The organism is Pseudomonas sp. W2I6, assembly GCF_030815935.1.
Classification (GTDB): Bacteria; Pseudomonadota; Gammaproteobacteria; order Pseudomonadales; family Pseudomonadaceae; genus Aquipseudomonas.
The window spans coordinates 341,698-360,115 of sequence record NZ_JAUSXJ010000001.1 but is presented as its reverse complement, the minus strand read 5'-3'; the positions used below and the strand labels follow the sequence as shown (position 1 = coordinate 360,115).

The window sequence follows — 18,418 nt, the reverse complement described above, 5'->3', positions numbered from 1 at the left end:
AAACGTTATTTGCCTGCACGCTGGTAGCGCACGGCTTCGACGAACACATCGGCATTGGCCGGATCATCCAGGTACGCAAATACCCGGGCCATGGAACTGTCAATCAACACACCGGCACCCTCGACGGTTTCGACGGTGCTGCCACTCAGGACCTTCTGGCCGACCGCCTGGTGGACCTGATCCAGGTCGAGGTTGTAGACCACAAGCTCGTGCTCATCATTCAATTCGAACCCGGCGAGGATGTAATGCCCGCCGAACCTGGCCGGCAATGGCGCCGACAGATACCAGCGGCTGCCATGCCGGGAAACCGTGAACAGGTATTCATCCCGCTGGCCCGGCTTGGCCTTAGGGTAGCTCACGGCTTTGTAGCGGTGCTCACCGACGCGGCTGATTTGCAGGTTGAGCGGCTCACCCCAGGCGTTTTTGCTGGCCCATTTGCCAAGCAGACCATCAGGCGCCGCCTCGCTGGCGGGCAACGGGTCCTTGAAGGTCACCAGGCAACCGCTGAGCAACAGGAACGACAAGGCGATCACGACGACGCGCCAGGCTTTCATTGGACAATCCCCTGTGTCAGACCGAAGCCAACACCAAATGCATGTAACGCTTGAGGATCTCAAGCATTTCTTCGCTGGTCAGAGGCTCTGCGCCGCCCAGCAGGCCCTGATATTCCATCCGACCGATAATCGCCGTCAACACTTTGGCATCCTGTTGCGGCTCGCGGGAACCCAATACCTGGAAAAACTGGCAAGTGCCCTGCAGCAGGATTTGCTGATGGGAGCGCACCAGCTCGGCCAGGCGCGGGTTCAGCAGCGCTTCCTGGCGAAACGCCTGCTCGGCCATCAGGTGCTCACGGCGGTTGAGCAATTGGCGTTGCACGTAATCGGCGGTCAGGCGCGCGATGTCATCGGCCAGTTGCGAGCGCGACTGCGGGCTGCCGTCGCCATAAGCCACCATCTCGCGCAGCAGGCCTTCGTTACGCACCCACAACTTGCCCATGAACGCGGCGCTGCGCTCCACATATTGGGCGAAGGTGTCGGTGAGCAGGTCGTCGATGTCCTTGAAGTAATAGGTGGTGGCCGACAACGGCACACCGGCTTCCGCCGCCACCGCACGGTGACGCACGGCACGCACGCCTTCGCGTACCACGATGCGCATCGCTGCATCGAGAATGTCCTGCCTGCGCTGCTCACTGCCCCGGCGACTGGCCTTGCGGCCCTGGTACTGAACACTTTCAGCCACGGCAGCGGCAATGCCGGCGGCACCCTTTTGAGCCATTACGCGGTTCACGACGGATCTTCCTCCACAGTGTGACGCGGAGCGTCACGGGCTGCGTTCCCACGCAGAGCGTGGGAACGATCACCTGGCGCTGTTTACTTGACGCTTATAAACGCCACATAAAAAAGCCGCCTTATAAAAGGCGGCTTCGGATTTCGCTACGGTTACGCTTGTGGCCGCATGTGCGGGAACAAGATCACGTCACGGATCGACGGCGAGTTGGTCAACAACATCACCAACCGGTCGATGCCGATACCTTCACCGGCGGTAGGCGGCATGCCGTATTCCAGGGCGCGTACGAAGTCGGCGTCGTAGTGCATCGCCTCGTCGTCGCCAGCGTCCTTGTCGGCCACCTGGGCCATGAAGCGCTCGGCCTGGTCTTCGGCATCGTTCAGCTCGGAGTAGGCGTTGGCGATTTCACGGCCGCCGATGAACAGCTCGAAACGGTCGGTGACGTTCGGGTTGTCATCGTTGCGACGGGCCAGCGGCGACACTTCGAACGGGTACTGGGTAATGAAGTGCGGCTGCTCCAGCTTGTGCTCCACCAGCTCTTCGAAAATCATCACCTGCAATTTGCCCAGGCCTTCGAAGCCCAGCACCTTGGCGCCGGCTTTCTTGGCGATGGCGCGGGCCTTGTCGATGTCGTTCAGGTCATCGGCGGTCAGCTCAGGGTTGTACTTGAGGATCGAATCGAACACCGACAGGCGCACGAACGGCTCGCCGAAGTGGAACACCTTGTCGCCGTACGGCACGTCGGTGGTGCCCAGGACCAGTTGCGCGAGTTCGCGGAACAGTTCCTCGGTCAGGTCCATGTTGTCTTCGTAGTCGGCGTAGGCCTGGTAGAACTCCAACATGGTGAATTCAGGGTTGTGACGAGTCGAAACGCCTTCGTTACGGAAGTTGCGGTTGATCTCGAACACTTTTTCGAAGCCGCCAACAACAAGCCGCTTGAGGTACAGCTCAGGCGCAATACGCAGGAACATTTCCATGTCCAGCGCGTTGTGGTGGGTTTCGAACGGCTTGGCTGCGGCACCACCCGGGATGGTTTGCAGCATCGGCGTTTCAACTTCGAGGAAGTCGCGCTTCATCAGGAAGCTGCGGATGTGCGCAATAACCTGCGAACGCACGCGGAAGGTCTGGCGCACTTCTTCGTTGACGATCAGGTCAACGTAGCGCTGGCGATAGCGCTGCTCGGTGTCGGTCAGGCCGTGGTGCTTGTCCGGCAGCGGGCGCAGGGATTTGGTCAGCAGGCGCACGCTGGTCATTTCAACGTACAGGTCACCCTTGCCGGAACGGGCCAGGGTGCCTTCGGCGGCAATGATGTCGCCCATGTCCCAGGTTTTCACCGAGGCCAGGGTTTCTTCGGACAGGGTTTTACGGTTGACGTAGACCTGGATGCGACCGGTCATGTCCTGGATCACCATGAACGAGCCACGGTTGAGCATGATGCGACCGGCAACCTTGACCGGGATTGCAGCCTCTGCCAGCTCTTCCTTGGTCTTGTCCGCGTACTGTTTCTGCAAGGCATCGCAGTAGTTTTCGCGGCGGAAGTCGTTCGGGAAGGCATTGCCCTTGGCGCGCTCGGCAGCAAGCTTTTCCTTGCGCAGGGCGATCAGGGAGTTTTCTTCCTGTTGCAGGGCTTGCGGGTCGAGTTGTTGGTCGCTCATGTCTTTAAATTTTCCATCAGGTTCGTTGTCCCCGGCCTGCGGCCGGGGATCGCCGGCAAGCCGGCTCCTACAAAGGAGTTACAGGCCAGATTTCAGGCTGGCTTCCAGGTATTCGTCGATATCACCGTCGAGCACCTTGTCGCAGTCGCTGCGTTCGATGTTGGTACGCAGATCCTTGATCCGCGACGCGTCGAGCACATACGAGCGGATCTGGTGACCCCAGCCGATATCCGACTTGGTGTCTTCCAGCGCCTGGGACGCGGCGTTGCGTTTCTGCATTTCCTGCTCGTACAACTTGGCCCGCAGCATTTTCATGGCGGTGTCCTTGTTCGCGTGCTGGGAACGTTCGTTCTGGCAGCTCACCACGGTATTGGTCGGTACGTGGGTAATACGTACGGCCGAGTCGGTGGTGTTTACGTGCTGGCCACCGGCACCGGAGGAACGGTAGGTGTCGATCCGCAGGTCTGCCGGGTTGATCTCGATTTCCACCTTGTCGTCGATCTCTGGCGAGACGAAAACGGCGGAGAACGACGTGTGGCGACGGTTGCCGGAGTCGAACGGGCTCTTGCGCACCAGGCGGTGTACGCCGATCTCGGTCCGCAGCCAGCCAAAGGCGTATTCGCCCTTGATGTGCACGGTCGCGCCCTTGATGCCGGCGACTTCACCGGCCGACAGTTCCATGATGGTCGCGTCGAAACCGCGTTTGTCGGCCCAGCGCAGGTACATGCGCAACAGGATGTTGGCCCAGTCCTGGGCTTCGGTGCCGCCGGAACCGGCCTGGATGTCCAGGTAGGCGTTGTTCGGGTCCATTTCATGGCTGAACATGCGGCGGAATTCGAGTTTGGCGAGGTTTTCCTCGAGACGGGCCAGCTCGGCGACGACATCGCCCACTGCGCCTTCGTCGTTTTCTTCGACGGCCATGTCCAGCAGGTCGCGGCAATCGCCCAGACCGGTGTTCAATTCGTCGAGGGTGTCGACGATCTGCGCCAGCGCAGCGCGCTCGCGGCCCAGTTCCTGGGCGTATTCAGGTTTGTTCCAGACAGCCGGATCTTCAAGCTCGCGATTGACTTCGGTCAGACGCTCATGCTTTTGATCGTAGTCAAAGATACCCCCGAATAGTTTCGGAGCGCTCGGACAGGTCCTTGATGGTGTTAAGGATCGGGTTGATTTCCATGGCGGGCAGCACTCGTTGGCGAACTTTTGAAAGCCGACGAGTATAACGACAAACGGCTGATAACGGCAGTCCGCTTGGCCGAAAAGGCGGGGATATGCACCATCCAGACAGCGATGAAGATCAAATGTGGGAGCGGGCTTGCTCGCGAATGCGGTGGTTCAGTCGCCAGATGCATTGACTGACACACCGCATTCGCGAGCAAGCCCGCTCCCACATTAGGTCTGCGACATCCCACAGACCGTATTCCCTACTCGATCCCCACCTGATTACGCCCATTGTGCTTGGCCAGGTACAAGCCTTTGTCCGCTGCCGAGATCAACTGCCGGCAATCGGTACCCTGCAATGGGGTCATGGTCGCCAGACCAATACTGATGGTCAGGCTCGAGCCGTCCGCCGGGGCAATGTGCGGGATTTTCAGGCTAGCCACCGCCTGGCGCAGCTTCTCGGCAACCAGCCGTGCCCCACCCGGCGAGGTATTGGGCAGCACCAGGGCAAACTCTTCACCGCCATAACGCGCCGGCAAATCCGAAGGACGGCTGCTGGCATCACGAATGGTCGCCGCCACCTTGCGCAACGCCTCGTCGCCTTCCAGGTGGCCGAAACTGTCGTTGTAGGTCTTGAAGAAGTCCACGTCGATCATCAGCAGCGACAGTTGGGTCTGGTCACGCATGGCGCGGCGCCATTCCAGTTCCAGGTATTCGTCGAAATGCCGGCGATTGGACAGCCCGGTCAGGCCGTCGGAGTTCATCAGCCGTTGCAGCACCAGGTTGGTGTCCAGCAACTGCTGTTGGCTGACCCGCAGCGCCCGGTAGGCCGCGTCCCGTTGCAACAGGGTCATGTAGGAGCGCGAGTGATAGCGGATGCGCGCCACCAGTTCGATGTTATCCGGCAGCTTGACCAGGTAGTCGTTGGCCCCGGCAGCAAACGCCGCGCTCTTGATCAGCGGGTCTTCCTTGGTGGAAAGCACGATGATCGGGATGTTCTGCGTCGCCGGGTGATTGCGGTATTCGCGCACCAGAGTCAGGCCATCGAGCCCCGGCATCACCAGGTCCTGCAGGATCACCGTCGGCTTGATACGGATCGCCTGGGCAATGGCCTGGTGCGGGTCGGCGCAAAAGTGGAAGTCGATATTGTCTTCATGGGCCAGGCCCCGGCGTACGGCCTCGCCGATCATCGCCTGGTCGTCGACGAGCAGCACCATGGCGGCGTTTTCGTCGGTCTTGAAGTCGTCGAGCTGCAAATCATTCATTTACGGTCACCTGAATTACTACCTGCAGGCCAGGACAGCGTGTGATATCGGTCATTTTGCGAATACCTCCAGCAATCGTGGCGCAATTCTGTCCAATGGGCGAATTTCAACAGCCGCGTCAATCGCCGCTGCCGCTTTGGGCATGCCGTAAACAGCACAGCTTTGCTGGTCCTGCGCGATGGTCAGGTAGCCTTGCTGACGCATCAACTTAAGTCCCTGGGCGCCATCACGCCCCATCCCCGTCAACAGCACGCCAACGGCATCGCCATTCCAGTAGCTGGCGACGCTCTCGAAAAACACGTCGATGGACGGCCGGTAAATCTCGTTCACAGGTTCGGCGGTGTAGGCCAGCGTGCCGTTCTTCAGCAGACGAATGTGATGGTTGGTGCCCGCCAGCAACACGACGCCGCTTTGGGGCGGCTCGCCTTCCCGGGCCAGGCGCACCGGCAGGCCCGAGGCACTGCTCAGCCATTCGGCCATGCCGGCGGCGAACACCTGGTCCACATGCTGCACCAGCACAATGGCCGGCGAGAAGTCCCGGGGCAAGCCCTTGAGCAGGGATTCCAGGGCAGCCGGGCCGCCTGCGGACGAACCGATGGCCACCAGGCTCTGGCGTTTGCCCGTGGCCCGCTGGGGCGCAGGCTCGGCCCGCACGCGGCTGCCACGCTGGCCAATCAGCCAGCCGATATTGAGGATCTTGCGCAACAGCGGTGCCGCGGCGTCCTTCGGATTGCCCACGCCCAGTGCAGGGGTGTCAACCACGTCCAGGGCGCCATGGCCCATGGCTTCGAATACACGGCTGACGTTGGCCTGGCGGTCGACGGTGACAATCAGGATCGCACAGGGCGTCTCGGCCATGATCTGCCGGGTGGCCTCCACACCGTCCATCACCGGCATGATCAGGTCCATCAGAATCAGGTCGGGCGTGAACTCGGCGCAACGCTGCACTGCTTCCAGGCCGTTGCCTGCAACCCACACCACTTCGTGGGCCGGCTCAAGGCTCAACGCCCGGCGCAAGGCCTCCACGGCCATGGGCATGTCATTGACGATCGCAATCCTCATGCCCTTGCTCCTCCAATCAGCTCCACCACCGCGTCCAACAGCGCGTCGTCATGGAAGCTGGCCTTGGCTAGATAATAGTCGGCGCCGGCGTCCAGTCCACGACGACGGTCTTCTTCCCGATCCTTGTAGGAAACAACCATCACCGGCAGGGATTGCAGGCGAGTATCACGGCGCAAGAGTGTGACCAATTCAATACCGTCCATGCGAGGCATATCAATGTCCGTGATCAGCAGGTCGAAGTCTTCGGAGCGCAGCGCGTTCCAGCCATCCATGCCATCGACTGCCACGGCCACTTCATAACCGCGATTAAGTAACAATTTGCGTTGCAGCTCGCGCACGGTCAGCGAGTCATCCACCACCAGAATACGCTTGCGCGGTGCTTCGAGGGTTTGCTGGGTGCGTCGGGCGATGCGCTCCAGACGACCGGTATTCAGCAGTTTGTCCACCGATCGCAGCATGTCTTCGACGTCGACGATCAGCACCACCGAACCGTCATCGAGCAACGCTCCGGCGGAGATGTCCTGGACCTTGCCCAACCGGTCGTCCAGGGGCAATACCACCAGCGTGCGCTCGCCGATAAAACGCTCCACGGCAATCCCGTAGACCGCATCGCGCTCGCGGATCACCACGACCTTCAGGGTTTCCTGACTACCCTGCCCCGGCGGGCGCTGCAGCAACTGGCTGGCGGCGACCAGGCCGACATGCCGGCCTTCGTGCCAGAAATGCTGGCGGCCTTCCAGTTGCACGATGTCGTCGGGCGCAAGATCGCACATGCGCTCGATGTGGGCCAGCGGGAAGGCGTAGGCCTCTTCGCCAACTTCCACCACCAGGCTGCGCACTACCGACAGGGTCAACGGCACTTCCAGGTGGAAGCGACTGCCCTGCCCCGCCGTCTGCTCCAGCACCACCGCGCCGCGCAACTGGCGCACCATATGCTGCACCGCATCCAGGCCGACCCCGCGCCCCGAGACCTCGGTGACCTTGTCCCGCAGGCTGAACCCCGGCAGGAACAGGAACGTGAGCAGTTCCTCTTCGCTCAGGCGCAGGGCGGTTTCCACCGGCGACAACTGCCGGTCGACGATGGTGCCGCGCAGGCGCTCCAGGTCGACACCGTTACCGTCGTCGCTCAACTCCAGCACCAGCAAGCCGGCCTGGTGAGACGCCCGCAGGCGGATCAGGCCTTCAGCCGGTTTGCCCGCCAGCAGGCGTTGCTCGGGCATTTCAATGCCGTGGTCAACAGCATTGCGCAGTAAATGGGTCAGCGGCGCTTCGAGTTTTTCCAGCACATCGCGGTCGACCTGGGTTTTCTCGCCTTCGATTTCCAGGCGTACCTGTTTACCAAGGCTGCGGCCCAGGTCACGCACCATGCGCACCTGCCCGGCCAGCACGTCGGCAAACGGCCGCATGCGGCACGCCAGCGCCGTGTCGTACAAGACTTGGGCGCGTTGCCCGGCCTGCCAGCCGAACTCGTCGATTTCGGCGGTTTTTTCCGCGAGCAGCGCCTGGGCTTCGCTCAACAGGCGGCGGGTGTCGGCCAGGGCTTCCTGGGCTTCCAGGCTCAGGTCGACGGTCTTGAGGTGGCCGTCGAGGTTTTCCAGGGCGCGGGCGCTGTTGCTCTGGATGCGCTTGAGGCGTTGCAAGCTGGCGAGGTAAGGCTTGAGCCGCTGGGTTTCCACCAGGGACTTGCTGGACAGGTCCAACAGGCTGTTCAAACGTTCGGCGGTCACCCGCAACACCCGCTCGCCGCCTTCGGTCATGCGCTTATTTTGGCGTGGCAGTTCGGCACTGACCGGCGGCGCGGGCTCGGGCTCCGGCGGCAGGGTCAGCAGCGCTTCCATCGACAATTCAGGTTCTGGCGCGGGTGTGGGCGGCGGCGCAGGCTTTGGCGCAGCGGGCGGCGCGACTTTCTGCGACGGATCGAGCAACCGCTCCATCAATGCCACATAGGACTCGATGTCCGCCAGGCCCACGGTGTTGCCCGGCGTGGCAATGCGCATCAGCAAATCGGTGCCTTGCAGCAGTGCGTCGATATGTTCCGGCAGCAGGTACAAGCGGCTTTCCTGGGCGCTGACCAGGCAATCTTCCATCACGTGGGCCACGCTGACCCCCGCGTCCACCCCGACAATCCGCGCCGCGCCCTTCAGGGAATGGGCGGCGCGCATGCAGGCTTCGAGCTGGTCGGCCTGGGTCGGGTTGCGCTCCAGGGCCAGCAGGCCGGCGCTGAGCACCTGGGTCTGGGCGTCGGCTTCCAGGCTGAACAGCTCCAGCAGCGAGGCATCGCGCATCTGGTCGGGGGTCATGTGAGGCTCCGGGTCACGGCAGACAACAATTGCGCCTCGTCCAGCCAGCGCAGGCTGCGGCCTTTCCACTGCAACACCCCTTGGGTATAGCGGGCGCTGGCCTGGGTGCCCGACGCAGATGCCGCATTCAAGGTGCGTTCATCAATGGCATGGATACCGTCCACTTCGTCCACCGGCACCACCACCGGGCCGTCCTGCGCCGCGATGATCAGCATGCGCGGCATGATTCGTGCGCCACTGGGGCCGCTGCCGGTGCTGTCCAGCCCCAGCAATTCCACCAGGGACAGGCACGCCACCAGTGCGCCACGCACATTGGCCACGCCCAGCAAGGCGCGGGAACGCTGATGGGGCAAGGAATGGATCGGCTGCAACGGTGCCACTTCCACCAGGCAGCGAGTGGCGATGCCCAGCCATTCTTCGCCGAGGCGGAACATCAGCAGCGAACGGGTGAGGACATCACCCTCGACTTCCGGCGTCGCGACGGGGCGGTGATCGTCCTGCTGCAAGGCATAACGGTCGAGCAGGCGCGTGGCGGCGGCGGAATACACCGAGCAATTGCGACAGTGAATGTGCTCGGCCAGCAACGGGCAGGACTTGTCACCGTGGATGCCGATGCGGTTCCAGCAGTCATCGATGGCCTGGGTATCGGCCAGGGTCAGGTTCAGCTCGGGATCCAGGGTCATGATTTACGCTCACTGTCAGCTCGCTCGCTGCGCGCGGCACGAGCCTGCAAACGCCGGGCGCCGGCGACATCGCCCTGGGACTCGAGCAACGCGGCCAGGTGCATCAAGGCCTGCGGGTGCTGGGGTTCCAGGTACAAGGCTTTTCTGTAATAACCCTGGGCTTCCAGGGCGCTGCCGGCCACATCGCTGAGCAGGCCCAGCCAATAAAACACCTGGGCCGCCGGCGGATGGCTCTGCAAATAACGCTCGCAGGCAGCACGGGCTTCCAGGCTCTTGCCTTCATTGGCCAGGGTCGCAATCTGACTGAGCAGATCGGCGGCGTCCGACTGCGGGGGCGGCGGCTTGATCGGTACCACTTGGGCACTGACGGTGCTGAACGGCCGGGGCCTGGTCGGGATAGGCGCGGCACTGCGCTGAGGAATCGGCGCGGGCATCGGCACAAATACCGGTTCAGGCGCGGGCTCCGCATGCCGGCTGAAGGCAAACGACTGCGGCACGCCAATCGAACGCATGCCCAGGCGCCCCAGCAGGCTGCCTTCGGCAGGCCCGATAAACAGCACGCCGTCGACGTGGGTCAGGCCCTTGAGCACTTCAAACACCTGCTTCTGGGTCGGCTGGTCGAAGTAGATCAGCAGGTTGCGGCAGAATACAAAATCGTAGGTGGGCTCGTTGGCCAGCAGCGTGGGGTCCAGCAGGTTGCCCACCTGCAGGCGCACTTGTTCGCGTACCCGGTCGGCAATCCGGTAGCCGTCGGTTTGCTCGGTGAAGTGGCGATCGCGGAACTCGAGGTCCTGGCCGCGAAACGAATTCTTGCCGTACACCCCACGGCGGGCGCGCTCCACCGACAGCGGGCTGACGTCCATGCCCTGCACCTTGAACTGATGCGGCGCCAGCCCGGCGTCGAGCAAGGCCATGGCAATCGAATAGGGTTCTTCGCCGGTGGAACACGGCAGGCTGAGGATCCGCAGGGCGCGCATCTGCTTGATTTCGGCCAGGCGGGCGACCGCCAGCCGGCCCAGGGTGGCGAAGGATTCGGGGTAACGGAAAAACCAGGTTTCGGGGACGATCACCGCCTCGATCAGCGCTTGCTGTTCGTCGGTGGAGGCCTGCAATTGCTGCCAGTATTGATCGGCGGTCTGCGCGCTGAGCGCCATGCTGCGCTGGCGTACGGCACGCTCGATGATCGCTTCGCCCACCGAGGCAACGTCCAGGCCAATGCGCTCCTTAAGGAAGTCGAAGAAGCGTTGATCACTGCTCATCAACCCTCCTCGCCCGCGGCAAACAGCAGCGCCTGCACGTCAGCCGTCAGCAGGTCCGCCACGCCGATCCACTGCATCAAGCCACGCTCGTCTTCGCGCACCGGGCCCAGGTAACGTGCCTGGCGGTTGTCCAGGCCGTAGGGCTGGAACTCCGCCGGGTCACAGCGCAGGGTATCGGTGGCCTGTTCGAGGATCAGCCCCAGCCAGCGTGCCGGAGTGAGTGCATCCGGCTGATAATTGACCAACACCAGGCGCGTGCTGGTGCGGGCCTGGGCCGGCGTACCGAAGGTCAAGGCACTGAGATCGATCACCGGCACCATTGCCCCGCGATGGGCAAAGATCCCGGCAACCCACGCAGGCGCATGGGCAATGGGCTTGAGCGGCAGGCGCGGCAGCACCTCGGCCACTTCCGTGGCCTTGAGGGCATACCGTTCATTACCGATGTGAAACACCAGGAACAGTGCTTTCTTCACTGCCGCAACGGCACCGCGTTTAGCCGTGAGGTCGTTCATCAGACTTTAAAACGCGACACGCCGCTGCGCAGGCCGACGGCGACCTGGCTCAGCTCGTCGATGGCAAAGCTGGCCTGACGCAGGGACTCCACGGTCTGGCTGCTGGCATCGCCCAACTGCACCAGCGCATGGTTGATCTGCTCGGCGCCGGTGGCCTGGGCCTGCATGCCTTCGTTGACCATCAACACCCGTGGCGCCAGGGCCTGCACCTGATGGATGATCTGCGACAGCTGCTCGCCCACCTGCTGCACCTCGAACATGCCACGGCGCACTTCTTCAGAGAACTTGTCCATGCCCATCACCCCGGCCGACACCGCCGACTGGATCTCGCGCACCATCTGCTCGATGTCGTAGGTGGCCACGGCGGTCTGGTCGGCCAGGCGCCGCACTTCGGTGGCCACCACGGCAAACCCGCGACCGTACTCACCGGCCTTCTCGGCCTCGATGGCAGCGTTGAGGGACAACAGGTTGGTCTGGTCGGCGACCTTGACGATGGTCACCACCACCTGGTTGATGTTGCCGGCCTTCTCATTGAGGATCGCCAGCTTGGCGTTTACCAGGTCAGCTGCGCCCATCACCGAGTGCATGGTTTCTTCCATGCGCGCCAGGCCTTGCTGGCCGGAGCCGGCGGCCACCGAGGCCTGGTCGGCGGCGGTGGAGACTTCGGTCATGGTACGGACCAAGTCCTTGGAAGTAGCAGCGATCTCCCGCGAAGTAGCGCCGATCTCGGTGGTCGTCGCGGCGGTTTCAGTGGCCGTGGCCTGTTGTTGCTTGGAAGTCGCGGCAATCTCGGTGACCGAGGTAGTGACCTGTACCGAAGAGCGCTGTGCCTGGGACACCAGGGCGGTGAGCTCGGTCATCATGTCGTTGAAGCCGGTCTCTACTGCGCCGAATTCGTCCTTGCGTTCGAGGTTCAGGCGTTTGCTCAAGTCGCCGGTGCGCATGGTTTCGAGGATGTCGACGATGCGTTTCATCGGCGCCATGATCGCGCGCATCAGCAGCAGGCCGCAGAGGCCAGCGGCGAGGATCGCGAGGATCAGCGAGACGCCCATGCTGATTTTTGCAGCGGACACGGCGTCGTCGATAGCGTTGGTGGCGCGGTCCGCGACGTTTTTGTTTTCGGTGATGATGTCGTTGAGCTTCATGCGGCCTGCGGTCCAGGTCGGGGTCAGCTCTTCGTCGAACACTTTGCGGGCGGCGGCGACGTCATTGCGTTGCAGGTTTTCAGTGACTGCGGCCAAAGCCTTGTTGTAGGCCTGGTGCAGGGCTTCGAACTTATCGAACTCGGCCTGATCCTCAGCGCCGTTGATAGTTGCCTTGTAATTGGCCATTTGCGTGATGATGCGCGCTTCGAAGGACTTGTAGTCGGCCTTGTCGGCTTCGGTGAGTGTCTTGTCTTTGCGCAGGCCGATGATGTCGAGGGTGTCGAGGTAGCTGTCGACCCATGCGCTGCGGATCATGGAGCTTAGGTAGACCCCGGGGACTGCGTCATCGCGGACTGACTCTTCGCCAGCCTCGATCTTCAACAGGCGTGAATACGAGACCACTACCATCAGCAGCATGATCGCGATGATGACCGCAAAGCTCGCCAAAATCCGTTGGCGCAAGGTCCAGTTCTTCACAGTAATTCCTCGAGGGCCATTCAAATGGAGAGGAGTATAGCTGAGCGGATGCCATCATTAATCAACGGGTTGTGGGATCTGGGTCACGCTCGGGGGAGGAAAGTTTTCTTGGGGGGGGGGCATATCCGTTGCTGCGGTAACGGCTGCTATTGGTTCCGCTCTTACAGCGGCTCACTTTTGAACAGCGCAAAAGTAAGCAAAACGCTCTTGCCCCACCACTCGGCACCTCGCCCAGGCTCGGTGTGCCCTCACTCCGGCTTTGGACCGTGGGCCGCCGTCATGGGCCATCCCTGGCCCAGGACGGCTAACCTGGCGTCCTGCCAGGTTACCCACGCTCCAAAGCCTGCGTTCGGCCAGCGTGGTTTAACGGGGCGCCTAAGATCAAGATCAAAAGCAGATCAAGAGCACAGCGGCCTACCGGCCGGCTTGAGTGTTTAAAAGCCAAATCAAAAGCTAAAGCGGGCACGGTTCAAATGTGGGAGCTGGCTTGCCTGCGATGGCATCAACTGGGTGTACCTGATGCACCGAGGTGTCTGCATCGCAGGCAAGCCAGCTCCCACAGAAAAACAGATCTGTTTTCGCTCTGGTCTTTGCTTTTGCTTTTAACACTCAGGTCGGCTTTCAGGCCGCCGTGCTCTTGCTTTTGATCTTGATCTTGATCTGACTGCCCCAATAAGCCCGAGGCCGAACGCAGGTATTGCGGAGCGGGTAAACCGGCAGGACGCCGGTTTAGCCGCGCCGGGCCATGGATGGCCCGTCGCGGCGGCCCGCGGAGCAATGCCGGAGTGAGGGAACACCGAGCCTAGGCGAGGTGCCGACAGGCGGGGCAGAGCGCTTTGGTTACTTTGCCGCTTTTGCAAAGTGACTCGCTGTAAGAGCGAAACCATAAGTAGCCGTTACCGCAGAAACGGATATGTACACAATCAAACCACCACAGCCTGCCGCACCTGCTTCTCCAATTCAGCCTTCAACCCCGGCTCCAACTTAAGCTGCCGCGCCAACTCATCGAGGTAAGCCTTCTCCATGAAGTTCTCCTCATCCACCAACATCACACTGGCGATATACATCTCGGCGGCCAATTCCGGAGTACTGGCAGCCCGAGCCACATCTGCCGGATCCAGCGGCTTGTTCAGCTCGGCATGTAACCACTGCTGCAACTCACGATCGTTATCCAGCTTCACAAACTCCCCTTCGATCAACGCCCGCTCACGCTCATCCACATGCCCGTCAGCCTTGGCCGCAGCCACCAGCGCCTTCAAAATCCCCTGGCTGTGCTGCTCGACCTGGGCCGGCGGCAGCCGATCAATGGTCTGCGGCTCCCCTTGAGGCGCACTGGCCTGATGCGCCTGCCAATTACCGTAGGCCTTGTAGGCAATCACCCCCAAAGCAGCCAACCCGCCATAGGTCAGCGCCTTGCCGCCAAACTTGCGGGCTTTCTTGTTGCCCAGCAACAGACCCATGGCGCCGGCCGCGAGGGCCCCACCACCGGCACCGCCAAGCAAGCTACCCAACCCGCCGCCACCCAGCAGTCCGCCAAGGGCCCCCTTGTCATCTGACTTGCGCTGCCCGCCAGCCTTGTTCTGCAACATGTCCTGGCCGGATTTGAGCAGTTGATCGAGCAATCCACGGGTATTCATTCACAACCTCCAGAAACTCAAGTTCACAGGACCAATAGGCCCCCAGCGTAAAACTAAGTGCCAAAAACCCCCGATCTAGAGTGCTTCCAGATGTAACGCGCTTACCCCTCAATTAAAACGATATACACTCGAATAAATCTATAAAAACACCCCACTGGTAATTCCAGCATGATGACCTTGCGTCAGATCCGTCACTTCATCGCCGTGGCCGAGACCGGTTCGATCTCCGCCGCTGCCCAGACCGCCTTCATCTCCCAGTCCACCCTGACCCTGGCGATCCAGCAACTGGAACAGGAAATCGGCGTCAACCTGTTCAACCGCCACGCCAAGGGCATGACCCTGACCCACCAGGGCCATCAGTTCCTGCGCCAGGCGCACCTCATCCTCGCCACCGTCGACAACGCCAAGCGCAGCCTGCAACAGAGCACCGACCAGGTGGCCGGGCAGTTGATCATCGGCGTGACCAGCCTGGTCGCCGGCTACTACCTGGCGGACTTGCTTACCCGCTTCCAGCGCGCCTACCCCAATGTCGAGATCCGCGTGATGGAGGACGAACGCCCCTACATCGAACACCTGCTGGTCAGCGGTGAAATCGACGTCGGCGTGCTGATCCTCTCCAACCTCGAAGACCGCCACGCCCTGCAAACCGAAGTGCTCACCCACTCGCCCCACCGTTTATGGCTGCCGGCCCAGCACCCGCTGCTGGAACACGACAGCATCAACCTGGCGGACGTAGCGCGCGAGCCGCTGATTCAACTGAACGTCGACGAAATGGGCCACAACGCCCAACGCATGTGGACCGGCGCCGGGCTGCAACCCCGCGTCACCTTGCGCACCGCCTCGACGGAAGCCGTGCGAAGCCTGGTCGCCGCCGGCCTGGGCGTGTCGATCCAGCCGGACATGACCTACCGCCCCTGGTCCCTGGAAGGCGACATCATCGAGGCCCGGCCGATTGCCGACCTCAGCCAGACCCTCGACGTGGGCCTGGCCTGGCGCCGGGGCACGGCGCGCCCGGCGCTGGTGGACCCATTCCTGACGGTGGCCCGCGAACAGCCCCACCCACGCAAGCCATCTATTTAATCGAATGCTGCTTTCAGTATTTAGTATTTGTTGACCTCGCGCCTGACCTCTAGTCTCTGCTCATCCCATAAGAGAAGGTCAGGCGCCTCGCACGAGAACAGCCATGACCATACAAGAAAAGAGATCGCGAAAAATGTCTGGCGCGCCCACACCGCTGCTCACTGCGTTGCTGATCGACGGCGAACTGGTCCCGGGCCAGGGGTTTGTCGAGCCGATCATCAACCCGGCCACCGGTGAAATCCTCACCCATATCGCCGAAGCCAGTACCGAGCAGGTCGAAGCCGCAATCCTCGCCGCCCACCGGGCCTTTGCCGGTTGGTCGCGGACCACGCCCCAGCAGCGTTCGAACATCCTCCTGGGCATCGCCGAGACAATCGAAAAACAAGCCGACTACCTCGCCCGCCTGGAATCGCTGAATTGCGGCAAGCCGCTGCACCTGGCACGTCAGGACGATTTGAGCGCGACCGTCGATGTGTTCCGTTTCTTCGCCGGCGCCGTGCGCTGCCAGACCGGGCAACTGAGCGGTGAATACCTGCCGGGCTACACCAGCATGGTGCGTCGCGATCCGATTGGCGTGGTGGCCTCCATTGCGCCGTGGAATTACCCGCTGATGATGGCCGCCTGGAAAATCGCCCCGGCCCTGGCGGCCGGTAATACCCTGGTGTTCAAGCCGTCGGAACATACTCCGCTGTCGATCCTGGCCCTGGCGCCCGTACTGAGCCAGTTGTTGCCGCGCGGGGTGATCAACATCCTGTGTGGCGGCGGCGAAGGGGTCGGCAGCCATTTGGTCAGCCACCCGAAGGTGCGCATGGTCTCGTTGACCGGCGATATCGTCACCGGGCAGAAGATCCTCCAGGCCGCCTCCAAGACACTCAAGCGCACGCACCTGGAGCTGGGCGGCAAGGCCCCGGTAATCGTGTGCAACGACGCCGACCTGCAAGCCGTGGTCGAAGGCGTGCGCGCCTACGGTTACTACAACGCCGGCCAGGACTGCACCGCCGCGTGCCGCATCTACGCCCAGGCCGGTATCCACGACAAACTGGTGGCCGAGCTCGGCGCCGCCGTCAGCAGCCTGCGGTTTGCCGGCAAGCGCGATGCCGACAACGAACTCGGCCCGCTGATCAGCACCCGCCAGCGCGACCGCGTCGCCAGTTTTGTCGAACGCGCCCTCGGCCAGCCGCATATCGAACGCATCACCGGCGCCGCCGTGCATTCCGGTGCTGGCTTCTTCTACCAGCCAACCTTGCTGGCCGGTTGTAAACAGAATGATGAAATCGTGCAGCGCGAAGTGTTCGGCCCGGTGGTCACCGTGACCCGCTTCGACGAGCTGGAACAGGCGGTGGACTGGGCCAACGACTCGGAATACGGCCTGGCCTCCTCCGTGTGGACCCAGAATCTGGACAAGGCGATGCAAGTGGCGTCGCGCCTGCAATACGGCTGCACCTGGATCAACAGTCATTTCATGCTGGTCAGCGAAATGCCCCACGGCGGCTTGAAGCGCTCGGGGTATGGCAAAGATCTGTCCAGCGATTCGCTACAGGACTACAGCGTGGTGCGGCACATCATGGCGCGCCACGGCCAGCATCTTTAAAACAACAACTACGCTCACGCACCACCTGCTGCAAAAACTGCCCCGACCATAATTAAAGAAGAGGGAACCCCCATGTCTGCGCACAAGACCGCTCTGCTCAGTGCCCTGACCACCGCGCTGCTGGCCAGTGTCAGCATCCAGGCCGCCGAACCGCTGAAGGCGGTGGGTGCCGGTGAAGGCCAGTTGGATATCGTCGCCTGGCCCGGCTATATCGAACGTGGCGAAAGCGACAAGAACTACGACTGGGTCACCGGTTTCGAGAAAGAGACCGGCTGCAAGGTCAACGTCAAGACCGCCGCCACCTCCGACGAGATGGTGAGCTTGATGGCCAAGGGTGGCTACGACCTGGTCACCGCATCCGGCGATGCCTCGCTGCGGTTGATCGTCGGCAAGCGCGTACAGCCGATCAACACCTCGCTGATTCCCAACTGGAAGAACATCGACCCGCGCCTGAAAGATGCGCCGTGGTACGTGGTCGGCCAGCAAACGTACGGCACGCCGTACCAGTGGGGCCCGAACGTGTTGATGTACAACACCAACGTGTTCAAGACCGCGCCCACCAGCTGGAACGTAGTGTTCGATGCGCAGAACCTGCCGGACGGCAAGCCGAACAAAGGCCGCGTGCAGGCCTATGACGGCCCGATCTACATCGCCGATGCGGCGCTGTACCTCAAGGCCACCAAGCCGGAACTGGGCATCCAGAGCCCGTACGAGCTGACCGAAACCCAGTACAAGGCCGTGCTCGACCTGTTGCGCGCCCAGCAGCCGTTGATCCACCGCTACTGGCATGACACCACCGTGCAGATGAGCGACTTCAAGAACGAAGGCGTGGTGGCCTCCAGCGCATGGCCGTATCAGGTCAACGGCCTGGTGAACGAGAAACAGCCGATTGCCTCGACCATTCCGAAGGAAGGCGCCACCGGCTGGGCGGATACCACCATGCTGCACACCGACGCCAAGCACCCGAACTGCGCCTACAAGTGGATGGACTGGTCGCTGCAGCCGAAGGTCCAGGGTGATGTGGCCTCGTGGTTCGGTTCGTTGCCGGCGGTTCCCGCGGCGTGCAAGGAAAGCGAACTGCTGGGCGCCGAGGGTTGCAAGACCAACGGTTTCGACCAGTTCGAGAAGATCGCCTTCTGGAAAACCCCGCAGGCTGAAGGCGGCAAGTTCGTGCCGTACAGCCGCTGGACCCAGGATTACATCGCGATCATGGGCGGGCGCTAAGCACTCCCTAGTTGATCGTTCCCACGCTCCGCGTGGGAACGCCTCCTGTGACGCTCCGCGTCACGACTTTAAGGGCGGACGCG

The 18,418-nt window shown here is 62.2% G+C and carries 15 protein-coding genes; 3 read left to right on the top strand and 12 right to left on the bottom strand.

From position 1 onward, the window contains the following. Positions 1 to 5: 5 nt before the first annotated feature. The 12 genes from QF039_RS01695 to QF039_RS01640 all read right to left on the bottom strand — a co-directional run bounded on the left by QF039_RS01695 (position 6) and on the right by QF039_RS01640 (position 14,440). Positions 6 to 554, bottom strand: coding sequence for a hypothetical protein (locus tag QF039_RS01695; protein WP_008431109.1), 549 nt, complete (start codon positions 552 to 554; stop codon positions 6 to 8). Positions 555 to 570: 16 nt separating this feature from the next. Further along, the gene (locus QF039_RS01690; RefSeq protein ID WP_023659125.1) at positions 571 to 1,287 is read right to left on the bottom strand and encodes a TetR/AcrR family transcriptional regulator; all 717 of its coding nucleotides are present in this window, start codon (positions 1,285 to 1,287) and stop codon (positions 571 to 573) included. Positions 1,288 to 1,439: 152 nt separating this feature from the next. Beyond that, on the bottom strand, positions 1,440 to 2,942 hold the full coding sequence (gene lysS / locus QF039_RS01685; RefSeq protein WP_003219243.1) for a lysine--tRNA ligase: 1,503 nt from the start codon (positions 2,940 to 2,942) through the stop codon (positions 1,440 to 1,442). 78 nt (positions 2,943 to 3,020) lie between these two features. Further along, a protein-coding gene (gene prfB, locus QF039_RS01680) for a peptide chain release factor 2 (RefSeq protein WP_096236834.1) occupies positions 3,021 to 4,116 on the bottom strand; the annotation gives its coding sequence in 2 pieces (ribosomal slippage) (positions 3,021 to 4,043 and positions 4,045 to 4,116; 1,095 coding nt in all). 247 nt (positions 4,117 to 4,363) lie between these two features. Next, positions 4,364 to 5,365 (bottom strand): diguanylate cyclase domain-containing protein, encoded by a 1,002-nt coding sequence (locus QF039_RS01675; protein WP_177068066.1) that lies wholly within the window; start codon positions 5,363 to 5,365, stop codon positions 4,364 to 4,366. Positions 5,366 to 5,416: 51 nt separating this feature from the next. Further along, entirely contained in the window at positions 5,417 to 6,427 is a 1,011-nt protein-coding gene (locus QF039_RS01670; protein ID WP_003219250.1) for a chemotaxis response regulator protein-glutamate methylesterase, read from the bottom strand. Continuing rightward, the gene (locus QF039_RS01665) at positions 6,424 to 8,727 is read right to left on the bottom strand and encodes a hybrid sensor histidine kinase/response regulator (protein ID WP_307516683.1); all 2,304 of its coding nucleotides are present in this window, start codon (positions 8,725 to 8,727) and stop codon (positions 6,424 to 6,426) included. Before QF039_RS01665 ends, QF039_RS01670 begins: the two co-directional genes overlap by 4 nt. Beyond that, positions 8,724 to 9,410: a chemotaxis protein CheW gene (locus tag QF039_RS01660; RefSeq protein WP_102368208.1), complete on the bottom strand. Its 687-nt coding sequence runs from the start codon at positions 9,408 to 9,410 to the stop codon at positions 8,724 to 8,726. The genes QF039_RS01665 and QF039_RS01660 overlap by 4 nt, the downstream gene beginning before the upstream one ends. Further along, positions 9,407 to 10,669, bottom strand: coding sequence for a protein-glutamate O-methyltransferase CheR (locus QF039_RS01655; protein WP_134325821.1), 1,263 nt, complete (start codon positions 10,667 to 10,669; stop codon positions 9,407 to 9,409). Before QF039_RS01655 ends, QF039_RS01660 begins: the two co-directional genes overlap by 4 nt. Beyond that, complete coding sequence (locus QF039_RS01650) at positions 10,669 to 11,181, bottom strand: chemotaxis protein CheW (RefSeq protein ID WP_008431120.1); 513 nt, start codon at positions 11,179 to 11,181, stop codon at positions 10,669 to 10,671. The genes QF039_RS01655 and QF039_RS01650 overlap by 1 nt, the downstream gene beginning before the upstream one ends. After that, on the bottom strand, positions 11,181 to 12,803 hold the full coding sequence (locus QF039_RS01645; protein WP_003219261.1) for a methyl-accepting chemotaxis protein: 1,623 nt from the start codon (positions 12,801 to 12,803) through the stop codon (positions 11,181 to 11,183). The genes QF039_RS01650 and QF039_RS01645 overlap by 1 nt, the downstream gene beginning before the upstream one ends. A 923-nt stretch (positions 12,804 to 13,726) precedes the next feature. After that, a complete protein-coding gene (locus tag QF039_RS01640; RefSeq protein WP_307516681.1) occupies positions 13,727 to 14,440 on the bottom strand; it encodes a tellurite resistance TerB family protein in 714 nt (237 codons plus the stop codon). Positions 14,441 to 14,608: 168 nt separating this feature from the next. Between QF039_RS01640 and QF039_RS01635 the strand changes: the two genes are divergently transcribed. The 3 genes from QF039_RS01635 to ydcS all read left to right on the top strand — a co-directional run bounded on the left by QF039_RS01635 (position 14,609) and on the right by ydcS (position 18,335). After that, entirely contained in the window at positions 14,609 to 15,520 is a 912-nt protein-coding gene (locus tag QF039_RS01635; protein WP_003209548.1) for a LysR family transcriptional regulator, read from the top strand. 133 nt (positions 15,521 to 15,653) lie between these two features. Further along, positions 15,654 to 17,111: a gamma-aminobutyraldehyde dehydrogenase gene (locus QF039_RS01630; protein ID WP_003209549.1), complete on the top strand. Its 1,458-nt coding sequence runs from the start codon at positions 15,654 to 15,656 to the stop codon at positions 17,109 to 17,111. 72 nt (positions 17,112 to 17,183) lie between these two features. Beyond that, entirely contained in the window at positions 17,184 to 18,335 is a 1,152-nt protein-coding gene (gene ydcS / locus QF039_RS01625) for a putative ABC transporter substrate-binding protein YdcS (RefSeq protein WP_003209550.1), read from the top strand. The last annotated feature ends 83 nt before the right edge of the window (positions 18,336 to 18,418 follow it).